Below are 13277 nucleotides of genomic sequence, written 5' to 3' on the forward strand. Positions count from 1 at the left end.
ACGTTTGCCGCCCCCGGCCCCGCTAGCGTTTGCGGACGAGGGGACGGTGAATGGTGAAGGCGGGGTGGTTGGCGACGGTCGGATGGTGCGGACTGCTGACGACGCCCATCGCGGCGCAGGTCACCGATGATCCGCGCGACGGCGGAACCGACGTCGTCGTCACCGCGACGCCGCTGTTCGACGTGGGTGAGGACACCCTCGCCTTCCCTGCCCAGACCGTATCGGACGAGGCGCTGATCACACGACACGCCAGCGATCTTACTGATTATCTGAAACGCATATCGGGCGGCGTCTTCGTGAATGAGGTGCAGGGCAACCCGCTGCAACCCGACATCAATTATCGCGGGTTCACCGCATCGCCGCTGCTCGGCACGCCGCAGGGCCTGTCGGTCTATCTCGACGGCGTGCGCGTGAACCAGCCGTTCGGCGATGTCGTCAGCTGGGATCTGATCCCGACCTCGGCGATCCGGTCGATTACGCTCGTACCCGGATCGAATCCGTTGTTCGGGCGCAATTCGCTCGGCGGCGCGCTGTCGGTGCGCACGAAGGACGGGGCATCCGATCCCGGTTATATGATCGACGCCAGCTACGGATCGTTCGATCGCCGCATCCTGCGCGGGTCGGCGGGCGGCGCGCTGTCGGACGGACTGTCGTGGTTCGTGTCGGGCGATTATTTTGCCGAGGACGGCTGGCGCGATTTCTCGCCATCGGAGGCGGTGCAGAGATTCGGCAAGGTGCGCTGGGCCGATGGCGCGAGCGACCTGGCGCTGTCGGGCAGCGTTGCCGACACCGACCTGAACGGCAACGGGCTGCAGGAACAACGTCTGCTGAAGGCCGATCGGGCGAGCGTGTATACCCAGCCCGACAACACCCGGAACCGCGCGGTGCTGCTGAACCTGAGCGGCGGGCATCGTTTTTCCGACGCGGTCAGCTTTTCGGGCACCGCCTTCTGGCGCCGCATCACCACGCACACGCTGAACGGCGATATCAACGACGACGTGCTGGGCGAGGACATCTATCAGCCGAACGCGGAGGAACAGGCCGCGCTGATCGCGGCGGGCGTGACCGGCTTTCCGGTCGCTGGCGAAACGCAGGCCAACACCCCGTTCCCGCGCTTTCGCTGCATCGCCAACGTGCTGCTGAAAGCCGAGACGAACGAACAGTGTAACGGGCTGCTCAACCGGTCGTCGACGCGTCAGCGTGAATGGGGGGTCAGCGGCGAACTGACGATCCGCAGCGACCTGGCCGCGGGCAATGTGCTGACGCTGGGCGGCGGCTATGTCGACGGGCGCGCGCGGTTCAGGCAATCGGCGCAGTTCGGCTATCTGTCGCCCGAGCGCGGGGTGGTCGCGTTCGCGGACGGGACGCAGGATTCGGAGGACATCGTCGACGCGCGGGTCGACCTGTCGGGGCGGACGACGACGCTCAGCGGCTATGCGCTGGACGCGCTCGATCTGACGCGGACGCTGCACATCGACGTGTCGGCGCGCTACGACCGCACCGTCGTCAGGAACCGCGATGCGATCACTCCCGGCGGCGGGGCGGGGTCGCTGGACGGCGATCACGAATTTGGGCGAATCAATCCCGGTATCGCGGTGCGCTGGTCGCCACATCGTGCGCTGTCGCTCGACGCCGCGGTCGCGCAGACCAGCCGCGCGCCGTCCGCGATCGAACTGGGCTGCGCCGATCCCGAAAGCCCGTGCCGCCTGCCCAACGCGCTGGCGGGCGATCCACCGCTGAACCAAGTCGTCGCGCGCACGATCGAGGGCGGTCTGTCGCTCAACCATCGCGGCCTGCGCGCACGAATCGGTGCATTCCGCACCGTGTCGCGAAACGACATCTTGTTCGTGGCCGCCGACGCGACCGGCTTCGGCTATTTCCGCAACTTCGGCCGCACCCGGCGACAGGGGATCGACGTGGATGTCAGCGGTGCGGTCGGCGCGGTGACGGTCGGCGGGCACTACACGTTGCTGGACGCGACGTACCGCAGCACCGAGAATGTCGGCGGCGCAGGCAACAACAGCAACGATGCGGAGACGCCGGGGTTCGAGGGTAATATCGCCATCGCGCCGGGCGATCGCATCCCGCTGATCCCGCGGCACGTGTTCAAGGCGAACCTCGGCTGGTCGCCGGTGCGCGCGGTGGCGATCAACCTCGACATGATCGCGACCTCGGGCGTGATCACGCGCGGGAACGAGAACAACGCGCATCGGGCAGACGGCGTCTATTACCTCGGCCCCGGCAAGACGCGCGGCTATGCGGTGGTGAACGCCGGGGTCGAGGTTAGGCCGATGCGCGACCTGGCGCTGTACGTTCAGATCAACAACCTGCTCGACAAGAACTATGCGACTGCAGCGCAACTCGGGCCGACCGGCTTTGACGCCTCCGGCAATTTCGTCGCGCGGCCGTTCGACGGCCCGGTGATCGATGGTGATCGGCCGCTATTATCGTCGACGTTCTACGCCCCCGGCGCGCCGCGCAGCATCCGCCTCGGGGCGCGCTTCAGTTTCTAGGCCGATCGACGCGCGGCAGGCGTTCGTCCTCCAGCCGCGCGTACAGGTGCGAGACCGATCGCTGGATTTCATATCGCGCCGCCTTCATCGCGGCGAAGCGCGGCGGGATCGGCATGGTTCCCGCCTCGACCATGTCCAGTCCGTCGTCAACCGCCTTGGTCAGCGCCGCGTCCAGCCAGTCGATCCAGTCGCGCGTCTGGTCGATCGCGGCACCCGGCGTCTTGTCGAACGGCCCGTGTCCGGGAACGACCGTGCGATGCCGCAGCTCTTTCAGCGTATCCAGCGATGTACGCCAGCGCGGCAGATCGGCGTGGGGTGTCGAGGGTGCGCGATCATGGAACACCAGATCGCCCGCGATCAGCGTGCCCGTGCGCGTGTCGAGCAGCGCGAGATCGGCGTCGCTGTGCCCGGCGAGCGGCAGCATCCGGAACGTCCGGTCGCCGAGCGTCTCGCTCCGCGCGTTGATCGGATGGCCAGGCATATGGATTTCGGTCCCGCGCATCCAGTCGCCGAGCAGCCGGTACATTCCGTCCGCGAACCCCGGCCCCTCGCGCTTCAATGTCTCGATCAGCGCCGGAGTCCCCGCGATGATCGCCGGATCGAAGGCGGCGTCGCCATAGGTGTGGTCGGGGTGCAGATGCGTCAGATAGAGGCGCGCCACCGCTTTGCCGGTCAATTGCCGCGCCAGCGCCGCCAGCGCCTCGCCATAGCGCAGCGACGGCCCCGCATCGACCAGCACCGCCCCGGCGGAGGTGGCGATGATCGTGATGTTGGCGATCGCGCCGCCGTTCGATTGCAGGATCGGTTCGTCCGCCCCCGCGATCATCCATATCCCCTCGCCGATCGGGATCGGCGTCAGACGATAGGTCAGCGGCGCGGCGAAAACGGGGACAGCCATGGCCGCCAGCCCCCCGCCCAGCGCCGCGCCCAATACCCCGCGCCGTGCAATCACCTGGAGGCGCTCACCGTCGCCGGCGACACCGCGCCCGCATATTCGATGCCGTTGGTGTCGCGGCCCTCGAACACCACACGCTCGCCGGTCTTTACGCGCGGCATCAGCGTCAGCACCGGATCCTCCGCCACCGCCGCCTGCATCTTCACCTCGCCCAGCGCGCGGCCGTCGCCGGTACGCAGCTTCAGGTCGTCGATGTAATAGGCCGAAATCTTGTCGACCAGCCCGGTGTCCATCGGATGCCGGAACGAGAGGCGCATTCGTGCGCCGTCCGCGCCGGTCCACAGCCTCCCGCGCACCTCGCCCAGATGTTGCGCCCAGTCGCCCTTCACGCGGCTGACTGGCGGCGCGGAACAGCCCCCGCCCGCGGCGTCGATCCAGCCGCCTGATACGAGCCAGCTGCCGTCCTTCAGCTGCACCGCGCCGCGCACCGGGGTGCGCTGATCCAGTTTGATTCGGGTGGCGACGAACGCCTCCGCGTCGATCGGGCGATAGTCGATCGGCAACTGGATCGGGTTCAGGTCGGCGATGATGACAATGCGCACGACGTCAGCGATCCCGCGCGCATCGACCTGCACCGGAAACACTCGCTGGTTTTCCGCGATCTCGGGAAAGCTGACCTTCACTCGCGGATCGAAGCGGACCACCGCACCCTCGCCGAAGACCTGATCGGCGATGAACGCCCACATCGGCGATTGCAGCGGGTCGGCCGGAAGCGGGGCGGCGGCGACCGGCGATGACGCCAGCAAGGCGGCGATGAGGGCGAGGTGCTTCATTCCAAAGTACAGCTACGCCTTATCGTCGCGATCGACCATGACACCTTGGTCGGAGGGGTTTTGTGCGCGCTGTCGGTATCGCGATCATCGGGTTGGCTCTGGCGACGTTAGCGCCGGGCGTGGACGAAGTGTTCGATCCCGCTACCGGCTATCGCATCGCACAGTATCGCGGCGTCGTTCCCGCCGCGCCGCCGGGCGTCCCTCGTGTCGATGCGCGCGCGGTCGCCGATCTGGTCGATCGCGGCGATGCGATCTTGATCGACGTCGTGCCGGCAGAGGGCGGCGTGCGTGATCCAGCGACCGGTGATTGGCGATTGGCGCGGTCCGCGGTCAGCATTCCCGGGGCGACATGGTTTCCGGAGGCCGGTCGCGGTCAGCCCGATCCCGCGATCGCGCGCGGGTTTGCCGATGGCGTCGCGCGGCTTCGCCGCGATCACCCGAGCGGTGCGATCGTCGTCTTCTGTCTGTCCGATTGCTGGATGGGCTGGAACGCCGCATGGCGGCTGTCGCGCGCCGGTTATCGGCGCGTGCTGTGGTTCGCCGACGGGGCGGACGGCTGGCGCGACATTGGCCGTCCGCTGGTCCCTGTCATACCCTATGCCGCTCGATCGAAATCAAAGGTGTATCCATGAAGATCCTCTCCGGCCTTACCGTCATCACCATTGCGGGCGTGCCGGCGATGGCGCAGGCGCAGGACGCGCCGAAGGTCGGGGAGGAGGTCGTGGTGACGGGCCGCGGGCTGGATGCGTCCCCCAGCGACCGCGTGGTCGACGTCGTGACGATCGACCGCGACCGCATCACCACCAACGCGCGTAACCGGCTGGAGGGCGTGCTGGCCGAGGTCGCCGGACTGCAGCAATTTCGCCGGTCCGATTCGCGATCGGCCAACCCGACCAATCAGGGCATCACGTTGCGCGGCATCGGCGGCAACGCATCCAGTCGCGCCTTACTGATCCTGGACGGCGTGCCGCAGGCCGATCCGTTCGGCGGCTGGCTCGCCTTTCCCGCGTATGCGACCGACCGGCTCGGTCAGATCCGCGTCACGCGTGGCGGCGGCAGCGGTTATTATGGTCCGGGCGCGCTGGCGGGTACGGTCGAACTGGAAAGCGCGACGCCCAGCCAACTCGACGGGTTCGGCGGGGGCATTTCCTATGGCAGTCGCGAATCTGTCGAGGCGCAGGGTTCCGCCGCCCTGGTTCGCGACGGCGGCTTCGCTACGCTATCCGCGGCTTATGCGCGCGGTGACGGCTTCATCCCGACCGTTTCGGAAAGCCGCGGAAGCATCGATCGCGCCGCACCCTATGAACAAGCGTCGGGCGCTGTCCGCGCCGCGGTCCGCGTCGCCCCCGACACCGAACTCCAGGCCAATGTCGCCGCCTTTACCGACCGGCGCGAGCGCGGGACGCCATTTACCGAGAACCTGAGCCAAGGCGCGGACGCCAGCCTGCGGCTCGTCGGGCGCGGGGACTGGGGCTGGTCAGCGCTCGCCTATCTCCAGACGCGCACCTTCGCCTCCAGCTTCGCCAGCATTGACGCCGCACGCACCACCGCGACGCAGACGCTGGACCAATATAATACTCCTGCCACCGGCATAGGCGCCCGGATCGAGATCGCGCCGCCGCTGGGCGATCGTATCGCGCTCAGGCTGGGCGCTGACGTCCGCGCGGTCAGCGGCCGGACGCAGGAACGCTTCACCTTCGTGGCGGCAGCGCCGACCCGGCTGCGTGCCGCGGGCGGCGAGAGCCAGACCTACGGGATTTTCGCGGACGGCAGCATAGAACTGGGACCAGTGACGCTCGCGCTCGGCGGGCGGCTCGATCACTGGCGGATTGCGAACGGGTTCCTGAACGAACATCAGATCGCCACCGGCGCCACGATCAACGACCTGCACTTCGCCGATCGTTCGGGCGACGAGGCGACCGGGCGTGCGGGCGTCGCGTGGCGTGTGGTCGAACCGCTGACGCTGCGCGCCGCGGCCTATCGCGGCTGGCGGCTTCCGACGCTCAACGAACTTTACCGCCCGTTCCGGGTTGGTGCTGACGCGACCGCGGCCAATGCCGCGCTCGATCCCGAGCGGCTGACCGGATACGAATTCGGCGCCACGTTGACCCCGCTGACGGGCGTCCGCCTGGCTGCGACCTGGTTCGACAATCACCTCGACGACGCTATCGGCAACGTCACCATCGGGCGCGGACCGGGGTTGTTTCCCGGCGTGGGGTTCGTCGCGGCGGGCGGAGCCTATCGCGTGCGCCAGAATCTCGACGCGGTCAGGTCGAAGGGGATCGAGGTCGACGCCGAGGCCAGCCACGGTCAGGGCTTCGCCCGCGCATCGTGGAGCCACGTCACCGCGCGGGTCGATGCGTCAGGCTTGGCCGCGACGCTCGATGGCCTGATCCCGGCGCAAACCCCGCGCGATATGGTTTCGGGCACGCTGGGTTGGCGGAAGGGAACCGCGGTGATCTCGGGGACGGTCCGCCACGTCGCGCGCCAGTTCGACGACGACCAGAACAGCCGCATATTGGCCGCCGCGACGACCTTCGACGCTTATGCTGCGCTGCCGATCGCGCGCGGCTTCGCGATCGAGGCGCGCGCCGAAAATATCGGCGACGCGCGGGTCGAGGCTGGGATCAGCGGCGCGAACATCATCGAACGCGCCACCCCGCGCACGCTGTGGATCGGGGTGCGCTACGGCGGGTGAGGGTTAAATCACGTCGCAGGGAATCGCGACCGGCGCGGCGTCGGTGAAGTTCGCAATGTCCGCGAACACCGGCCCCGCCTCGGGCGCACCCAGCGCCGCGTCGCGCGTCGCGGCGTCGGCGAAGTTGAGGATCGCCACCGCCAGATGCGGTGCATCCGCCCCCGGCCGCAGCGCCACCGCGCTGGTCAGGCCGAGCGGCGACAGTGCATCCTGCACCAGCGGCAGATGCGTATCGCGGTAGTAATCATGGTCAAAACGCGCGCCGGCGCTCGCCGGATAGGTCACCATCAAGGCTGCGGTCATCGTCTCTCTCCCTATTTCGCCCCCTATTTCGCCTGGGCGAGCATCGGCGTCATGCGCTTGGCCGCGAACGGCGGCAGCTTGACCGCGCGTGCTGCGCCCAGATTGGCCGATGGACCTTTTCCCACCTGCACCAGCGCGATCATGCCCATCGAATAATGCGGCTTGCACTTGATGCCGTAGACGCCGGGCTTGGTTACGGAGAGTACGAACTCCTTGTTCATGCCACCCACGGTGGGCGCGACGCCAGTTGGCAGCATATTCGGGATCGTCTCCGCATTGTGCGACTTGTCGGTCGGGACGAAGCGGATCGTGTCGCCGACATCGGCCTTCACGAATGCGGGCTCGAACACCATCGCCCCGCCCGCGCCCTGATTCTTCATCTGGACCACGACGTCCTTGGCCATCGCGGGCGCTGCGATCGACAGCGCCACGCCCACCAGCGAATACGCAATGCACTTCATCCCACTCTCCGCTTGTATTATACTCGCATCGTAAGGCCGCGGCGGCGCCCGACGCGCAATTAGCCTTTGGTGCAATGGCGCGCGCCCGCGGAAGCGCGGAAAGTTTCCGGCGAGATCATGATGCGCCGGCGACCCACCGCCCGCTCGCGACACAGGAGATTATCATGCTGCAACAGGCGCTAGACCAGCTGAAGGGTCAGATCGCGATCCGGTCGAAATACGACAATTATATCGGCGGCGAATGGGTCGCGCCCGTGAAGGGCCAGTATTTCGACAATCCGTCGCCCGTGACGGGAAAGATCGTGTGCCAGATCGCGCGCGGCACGGCCGAGGATATCGAACTCGCGCTGGATGCTGCGCACAAGGCGAAGGACGCCTGGGGCAAGACCAGCCCGGCTGAACGCGCCAACATCCTGAACAAGATCGCCGACCGGATGGAGGAAAAGCTAGACCTGCTGGCGATGGTCGAGACGATCGACAACGGCAAGCCGATCCGCGAGACGACGCACGCCGACATGCCGTTAGCGATCGACCATTTCCGCTATTTCGCCGGCTGCGTCCGCGCGCAGGAAGGCAGCATTTCCGAGATCGACCACGACACGATCGCGTATCATTTCCATGAGCCGCTGGGCGTCGTCGGGCAGATCATCCCGTGGAACTTCCCGATCCTGATGGCGGTGTGGAAGCTCGCGCCCGCACTCGGCGCGGGCAATTGCGTCGTGCTGAAACCCGCCGAACAAACGCCGATGTCGATCATGGTCCTGATGGACGTGATTGGCGATCTGCTGCCGCCGGGCGTGCTGAACGTCGTCAACGGCTTCGGCGTGGAAGCGGGCAAGCCGCTGGCGCAGAACAAGCGGATCGCGAAGATCGCGTTCACCGGAGAGACGACCACCGGCCGCCTGATCATGCAATATGCGACCGAAAACCTGATCCCGGTCACGCTGGAACTCGGCGGGAAATCGCCCAACATCTTCTTCGCCGACGTCATGGACGCCGACGACGACTTCTTCGACAAGGCGCTCGAAGGGTTTGCGATGTTCGCGCTGAACCAGGGCGAGGTCTGCACCTGTCCCAGCCGCGCGCTGATCCAGGAATCGATCTACGACAAATTCATCGAACGCGCGATCAAGCGGGTCGAGGCGATCAAGATGGGCTCGCCGCTGGATCCCAACACGATGATCGGCGCGCAGGCGTCGAACGACCAGCTCGAAAAGATCCTGTCGTATATCGACATCGGCAAGGCCGAGGGCGCGAAGGTGCTGACCGGCGGCGAGCGCAAGGTCCACGACGGCGAATTCGCGGAGGGCTATTACGTCCAGCCGACGATCCTAGAGGGCCACAACAAGATGCGCGTGTTCCAGGAGGAAATCTTCGGCCCCGTGGTCGCGGTAACGACCTTCAAGGACGAGGCCGACGCGCTCGCGATCGCCAACGACACGCTCTACGGGCTGGGCGCGGGCGTGTGGTCGCGCAACGGCACGACCGCCTACCGCATGGGCCGCGGCATCCAGGCCGGGCGCGTGTGGACCAACTGCTACCACCATTACCCCGCCCACGCGGCGTTCGGCGGCTACAAGCAGTCGGGCATCGGGCGCGAAAACCACAAGATGATGCTCGATCATTACCAGCAGACCAAGAATCTGCTGGTCAGCTATTCGCCCAAGGCGTTGGGGTTTTTCTGATCGTCGCGCGGACCCTCCCCCTTTCCCCACCGCGCGATGCTGGCGAGCCTTCGGGCTCGCCATTTTTCGTGTACGCTGGCCGCGCATGACGCCCCCACCCCGCATCCTCTCCACCCCCGCCGCCGATACGCTGATCGCGCAGCTGACCGCGGCGCACGGGCCGTTGATGTTCCACCAGTCCGGCGGCTGCTGCGATGGCTCCGCGCCGATGTGCTATCCGGCCGGGGAGTTTCGCGTCGGCGGACAGGACGTGTTGCTCGGTCATATTGCAGGCGAGGTGCCCGTATGGATCGGCGCGGCGCAGTTCGAATATTGGCGGCATACGCAGGTGACGATCGACGTCGTGCCCGGCCGCGGCGCAGGGTTCTCGCTCGAAGGGCCGGAGGGGCTGCGCTTCATCGTGCGCAGCCGCGTGTTCAGCGATGCGGAGGTCGACGCGCTTGACGCCGCCGGCGAGCCCGCGCGCGGCGAATGATCGCGTGACGCACGGTGCCGACGTCGCCATGATCGCGTCCGTGCCCGCGCTCTCGTCCGCCCAGCCCATCCGCGTCGCATCCACCCGCATCGACGATCCCGAACTGGCGGTGCGCGATCTGTTCCGGCAGCTCGACGTGCCCGAGCTGTCGGGCATCGTGCTGTTCTGTTCCAGCCGCTATCCGCTCAACGCGCTGTCCGCCGCGATCGCGCTGCGGTCCGAAGGGCTGACGATCGTCGGCTGCACGTCGTCGGGCGAGATCACGCCGGGCGGGCTGGACGAGGGCACGATCACCGCGATCGGCTTCCCAGCCGACGATTTTCGCCTCTCGGCCTATTGTTTCGAGGATCTCGATCATTTCGACGCGGGTCATGCGCAGCAGGCGATCCGATCGCTGGTGGCGGAGGCGAACGCCGCGACGACGGGGTTCGCCGGTCCCGCCAATCACGCCGCAATCTTCCTGGTCGATGGCCTGTCACACCGCGAAGAGATGCTGACGCTGACCTTGCAGGACGCACTGGGCGAGGTGCCGCTGATCGGCGGATCGTCGGGTGACGGGCTCGATTTCAAGGAAACGTTCGTCTTGCACGACGGACGTTTCCGGCGCGACGCCGCGATCGTCGCGATCCTGTCCACCTCACGCCCGATGAAGGTGTTCCGCGCGCAGCATTACCGCCCCGGCGCGACCAAGATGGTCATCACCGCCGCCGACACCGAAACGCGCATCGTCCATGAGATCAACGCCGAACCCGCGGTCGAGGAATACGCCCGGCTGGTTGGAACCCGGCCGGAAGATCTCGCCCCCGCGGTATTCGCCTCGCATCCGCCGATGGTACGCGCCGGCGGCGAATATTTCGTCCGCTCGATCCAGTCCGCAAACCCCGACGGCAGCCTCACCTTCTATTGCGCGATCGACGAGGGGATCGTGCTGACACTCGGGGAGGCGGACGATGTGATGCTCGGCCTGCAGACACTGTTTGACGGCCTCGACGCAGCGATCGGCGGGGTTGAGCGCATTCTCGGCTTCGATTGCGTGCTGAATTCGGTCGAGGTCGAGCAGCGGCAATTGCGCGGGGCGGTCTCGGCGCTGTTCTCGGCGCGCGGTGTGGTGGGGTTCAACACCTATGGCGAGCAGTTCCACGCGCTGCACGTCAACCAGACCTTCACCGGCCTGGCGATCGGTCACCCGTGCCTGCAGTGATCGACCGCGAACGCGCCGCCGAACTCGAGGCGCAGGTTGCGAAGCTCACACGGATCAACGCGTCGTTGATGAGCCGGGTCGAACGTTCGACCGACCTGCAGGGCAATGCGTTTTCGGTGTTCGAAACCGCGATTGCGCTGGAGGGCAAGGTGCAGGAACGCACCGCCGACCTGGAACGCGCGCTCGACGAACTGGCCGCCAGCAACGCAGCACTCGGCCACGCGCGTGACGGCGCCGACGCCGCGCGCCAGCGGCTGAGCGACGCGATCGAGACGCTGAACGAAGGCTTCGCGATCTTCGACGCCGATGACCGGCTGGTGCTGTGCAACCAGACCTATCTGTCGCTGTGGCCGAACATCGCGGATCAGATCGTTCCCGGCGCGCGCTTCAGCGATATCGCGGGCAAGATCGGGGAAAGCCGCGCCTCGCTGGGCGCGATGATCGCACCCGATCGCTGGGTCTCCGAACGTGTCGCGCTGCATCAGATCGCGGAGGGCGGCCACGTCATCGCGTTGGCCGATGGGCGCTGGATCCAGGTCAACGAACGCCGCACCAGCGAAGGCGGCGTCGTCGGGGTCTATACCGACATCACCGACATCAAGGCGGAGGATGCGCGCAACCGAGCGCGCGAACTCGCCGAACGCGCGCTGGTGCTACAGGGCACGCTGGACGCGATGCCGCAGGGGGTGTGCCTGTTCGACAGCAACCGCGCGCTGCTGGCGTGGAACGATCCGCTGCTGGCGCTGTTGAAACTGACGCCCGCGGAAGCCCGGCGAGAGATCGCCACCCACGCCGCGCTGATCGACTGGTGCAAGCGCGTGATGCCGCGCACCGATGCGGTCGACACGATCGGCTGGCTGGCGGATGGGGCTGGCGAGGACGTCGCGATCCGCAAGCTGGCCGATGGCCGATCGCTGGAGGTGCGGCGGCAGGCGGTGCCCGGCGGCGGGATGGTGATCGGGTTCGACGACGTATCGGACCGGCTGCGCGCGGCCGAGGCGCTGCGCATGACCAACGAGACGCTCGAACGCCGCGTCGACGAACGCACGGCCGAACTCCAGCAGCAGGTATCGGAACGCGTCGCCGCCGAGGGTGCGATGCGCGAGGCGAAGACCGCGGCCGAGCAGGCGAACCTTTCGAAGACGCGCTTCCTCGCGGCCGCCAGCCACGATCTGCTTCAGCCGCTGAACGCTGCGCGACTGTTCGTTTCGGCGCTGCAGGAACGGCGCGTCGCCGGGGCGTCGCGCGACCTGATCTGCCAGACGGCCTCGGCGCTCGATTCGATCGAGAATCTGCTGGAGGCGCTGCTGGAAATCTCCAAGCTGGACGCGGGCGCGATCACGCCGGAGATCATGGACGTGCCGCTGGGCGAGGTCTTCCACGCGCTGCAGGCCGAATATCAGATGCTGGCCGAACAGAGCGGGCTGACCCTGCTGGTCGACGCAACCGACATCTGGGTGCGATCCGACCCGCGGCTGCTGCGGCGGATCTGCCAGAATTTCCTGTCCAACGCGCTGCGCTATACGAAGGCGGGCCAGGTCGCGATGACCGCGCGCTGCGTCGGCGGGCAGGTGCGTATCGCGGTCACCGACACCGGGCCGGGGATCGATGCGGCGCATCACGCGGTCATCTTCGACGAGTTCCACCGCCTGGACGCCGGGGTGACGCCCGGTATCGGCCTTGGCTTGGCCATCGTGCAGCGCGCGGCCCGGATGCTCGGTCACCGCGTCGACGTGGCGAGCGCATTGGGCGACGGGGCGACATTTGCGGTGACGGTCCCGCTCGCCGCGCTCGGGGTCCGCGGGACGGCGACGCGCAGCGCCGCCGAACGCCGCGGGATCGGCGCGCGCGCGATTCTGGTCGTCGACAACGAACAGACGATCCTCGACGGGATGGAGGCTTTGCTTGGCGGCTGGGGATGCCGCGTGCTGACCGCGCTCGGCGGCCCCGCCGCACGGGAAATTCCGGCAACCGACCTGGCGTTCGTCGACATCATCCTGATCGACTATCATCTGGCGGACGGCGCGCTGGGCGATGCGGAAGCGGCGATCCTGCGCCAGCATCTGGGCCGTGACGTGCCGGTGGTCATCATCACCGCCGACCGCATGCCCGTGCTGCGCGACGACCTCAGCGCACGTGGATTTCATGTTCTGCAAAAGCCGGTGAAGCCCGCCCAGCTACGGGCGCTACTCGCGAGTTTGACTAGCGGCTAG

Annotated in this window: 11 protein-coding genes; 7 read left to right on the top strand and 4 right to left on the bottom strand. The window is 67.3% G+C overall.

What is annotated here, in order from left to right:
- Positions 1-50 precede the first annotated feature (50 nt).
- Positions 51-2513: a TonB-dependent receptor gene (locus tag M0208_RS01635; protein WP_258890002.1), complete on the top strand. Its 2463-nt coding sequence runs from the start codon at positions 51-53 to the stop codon at positions 2511-2513.
- Here the strand turns inward: M0208_RS01635 and M0208_RS01640 are convergent.
- Together M0208_RS01640 and M0208_RS01645 are read right to left on the bottom strand one after the other, a co-directional pair.
- On the bottom strand, positions 2503-3411 hold the full coding sequence (locus M0208_RS01640; protein ID WP_258890003.1) for a quinoprotein relay system zinc metallohydrolase 1: 909 nt from the start codon (positions 3409-3411) through the stop codon (positions 2503-2505). The genes M0208_RS01635 and M0208_RS01640 overlap by 11 nt on opposite strands.
- A gap of 50 nt (positions 3412-3461) precedes the next feature.
- Positions 3462-4241, bottom strand: coding sequence for a quinoprotein dehydrogenase-associated SoxYZ-like carrier (locus tag M0208_RS01645; protein ID WP_258890004.1), 780 nt, complete (start codon positions 4239-4241; stop codon positions 3462-3464).
- A gap of 62 nt (positions 4242-4303) precedes the next feature.
- Between M0208_RS01645 and M0208_RS01650 the strand changes: the two genes are divergently transcribed.
- Together M0208_RS01650 and M0208_RS01655 are read left to right on the top strand one after the other, a co-directional pair.
- Complete coding sequence (locus M0208_RS01650; protein ID WP_258890005.1) at positions 4304-4873, top strand: rhodanese-like domain-containing protein; 570 nt, start codon at positions 4304-4306, stop codon at positions 4871-4873.
- A complete protein-coding gene (locus M0208_RS01655; protein ID WP_258890006.1) occupies positions 4870-6939 on the top strand; it encodes a TonB-dependent receptor in 2070 nt (689 codons plus the stop codon). Before M0208_RS01650 ends, M0208_RS01655 begins: the two co-directional genes overlap by 4 nt.
- Positions 6940-6942: 3 nt before the next feature.
- Here the strand turns inward: M0208_RS01655 and M0208_RS01660 are convergent, their stop codons facing one another.
- A complete protein-coding gene (locus tag M0208_RS01660) occupies positions 6943-7242 on the bottom strand; it encodes an EthD family reductase (RefSeq protein ID WP_258890007.1) in 300 nt (99 codons plus the stop codon).
- Between the two features lie 23 nt (positions 7243-7265).
- The gene (locus M0208_RS01665; RefSeq protein ID WP_258890008.1) at positions 7266-7703 is read right to left on the bottom strand and encodes a pseudoazurin; all 438 of its coding nucleotides are present in this window, start codon (positions 7701-7703) and stop codon (positions 7266-7268) included.
- A 164-nt stretch (positions 7704-7867) separates the two neighbouring features.
- Between M0208_RS01665 and adh the strand changes: the two genes are divergently transcribed.
- From adh to M0208_RS01685, 4 genes are all read left to right on the top strand, one after another.
- On the top strand, positions 7868-9388 hold the full coding sequence (adh, locus tag M0208_RS01670) for an aldehyde dehydrogenase (protein ID WP_258890009.1): 1521 nt from the start codon (positions 7868-7870) through the stop codon (positions 9386-9388).
- Between the two features lie 85 nt (positions 9389-9473).
- Complete coding sequence (locus M0208_RS01675; protein WP_258890010.1) at positions 9474-9863, top strand: DUF779 domain-containing protein; 390 nt, start codon at positions 9474-9476, stop codon at positions 9861-9863.
- Positions 9864-9891: 28 nt separating this feature from the next.
- Positions 9892-11064 carry an FIST N-terminal domain-containing protein gene (locus tag M0208_RS01680; RefSeq protein WP_258893144.1) on the top strand — a complete coding sequence of 391 codons (1173 nt, stop codon included), beginning with the start codon at positions 9892-9894 and terminating at the stop codon, positions 11062-11064.
- Complete coding sequence (locus tag M0208_RS01685; RefSeq protein ID WP_258890011.1) at positions 11052-13277, top strand: NahK/ErcS family hybrid sensor histidine kinase/response regulator; 2226 nt, start codon at positions 11052-11054, stop codon at positions 13275-13277. The genes M0208_RS01680 and M0208_RS01685 overlap by 13 nt, the downstream gene beginning before the upstream one ends.

Source organism: Sphingomonas sp. SUN019 (genome assembly GCF_024758705.1).
Taxonomy (GTDB): Bacteria; Pseudomonadota; Alphaproteobacteria; order Sphingomonadales; family Sphingomonadaceae; genus Sphingomonas.

Excerpts from the sequence above, each read along its gene's own strand:
- M0208_RS01635 (WP_258890002.1), top strand. The coding sequence starts at position 51 with ATGGTGAAGGCGGGGTGGTTGGCGACGGTCGGATGGTGCGGACTGCTG.
- M0208_RS01640 (WP_258890003.1), bottom strand. The coding sequence starts at position 3,411 with ATGGCTGTCCCCGTTTTCGCCGCGCCGCTGACCTATCGTCTGACGCCG.
- M0208_RS01645 (WP_258890004.1), bottom strand. The coding sequence starts at position 4,241 with ATGAAGCACCTCGCCCTCATCGCCGCCTTGCTGGCGTCATCGCCGGTC.
- M0208_RS01655 (WP_258890006.1), top strand. The coding sequence starts at position 4,870 with ATGAAGATCCTCTCCGGCCTTACCGTCATCACCATTGCGGGCGTGCCG.
- M0208_RS01660 (WP_258890007.1), bottom strand. The coding sequence starts at position 7,242 with ATGACCGCAGCCTTGATGGTGACCTATCCGGCGAGCGCCGGCGCGCGT.
- M0208_RS01665 (WP_258890008.1), bottom strand. The coding sequence starts at position 7,703 with ATGAAGTGCATTGCGTATTCGCTGGTGGGCGTGGCGCTGTCGATCGCA.
- adh (WP_258890009.1), top strand. The coding sequence starts at position 7,868 with ATGCTGCAACAGGCGCTAGACCAGCTGAAGGGTCAGATCGCGATCCGG.
- M0208_RS01675 (WP_258890010.1), top strand. The coding sequence starts at position 9,474 with ATGACGCCCCCACCCCGCATCCTCTCCACCCCCGCCGCCGATACGCTG.
- M0208_RS01680 (WP_258893144.1), top strand. The coding sequence starts at position 9,892 with ATGATCGCGTCCGTGCCCGCGCTCTCGTCCGCCCAGCCCATCCGCGTC.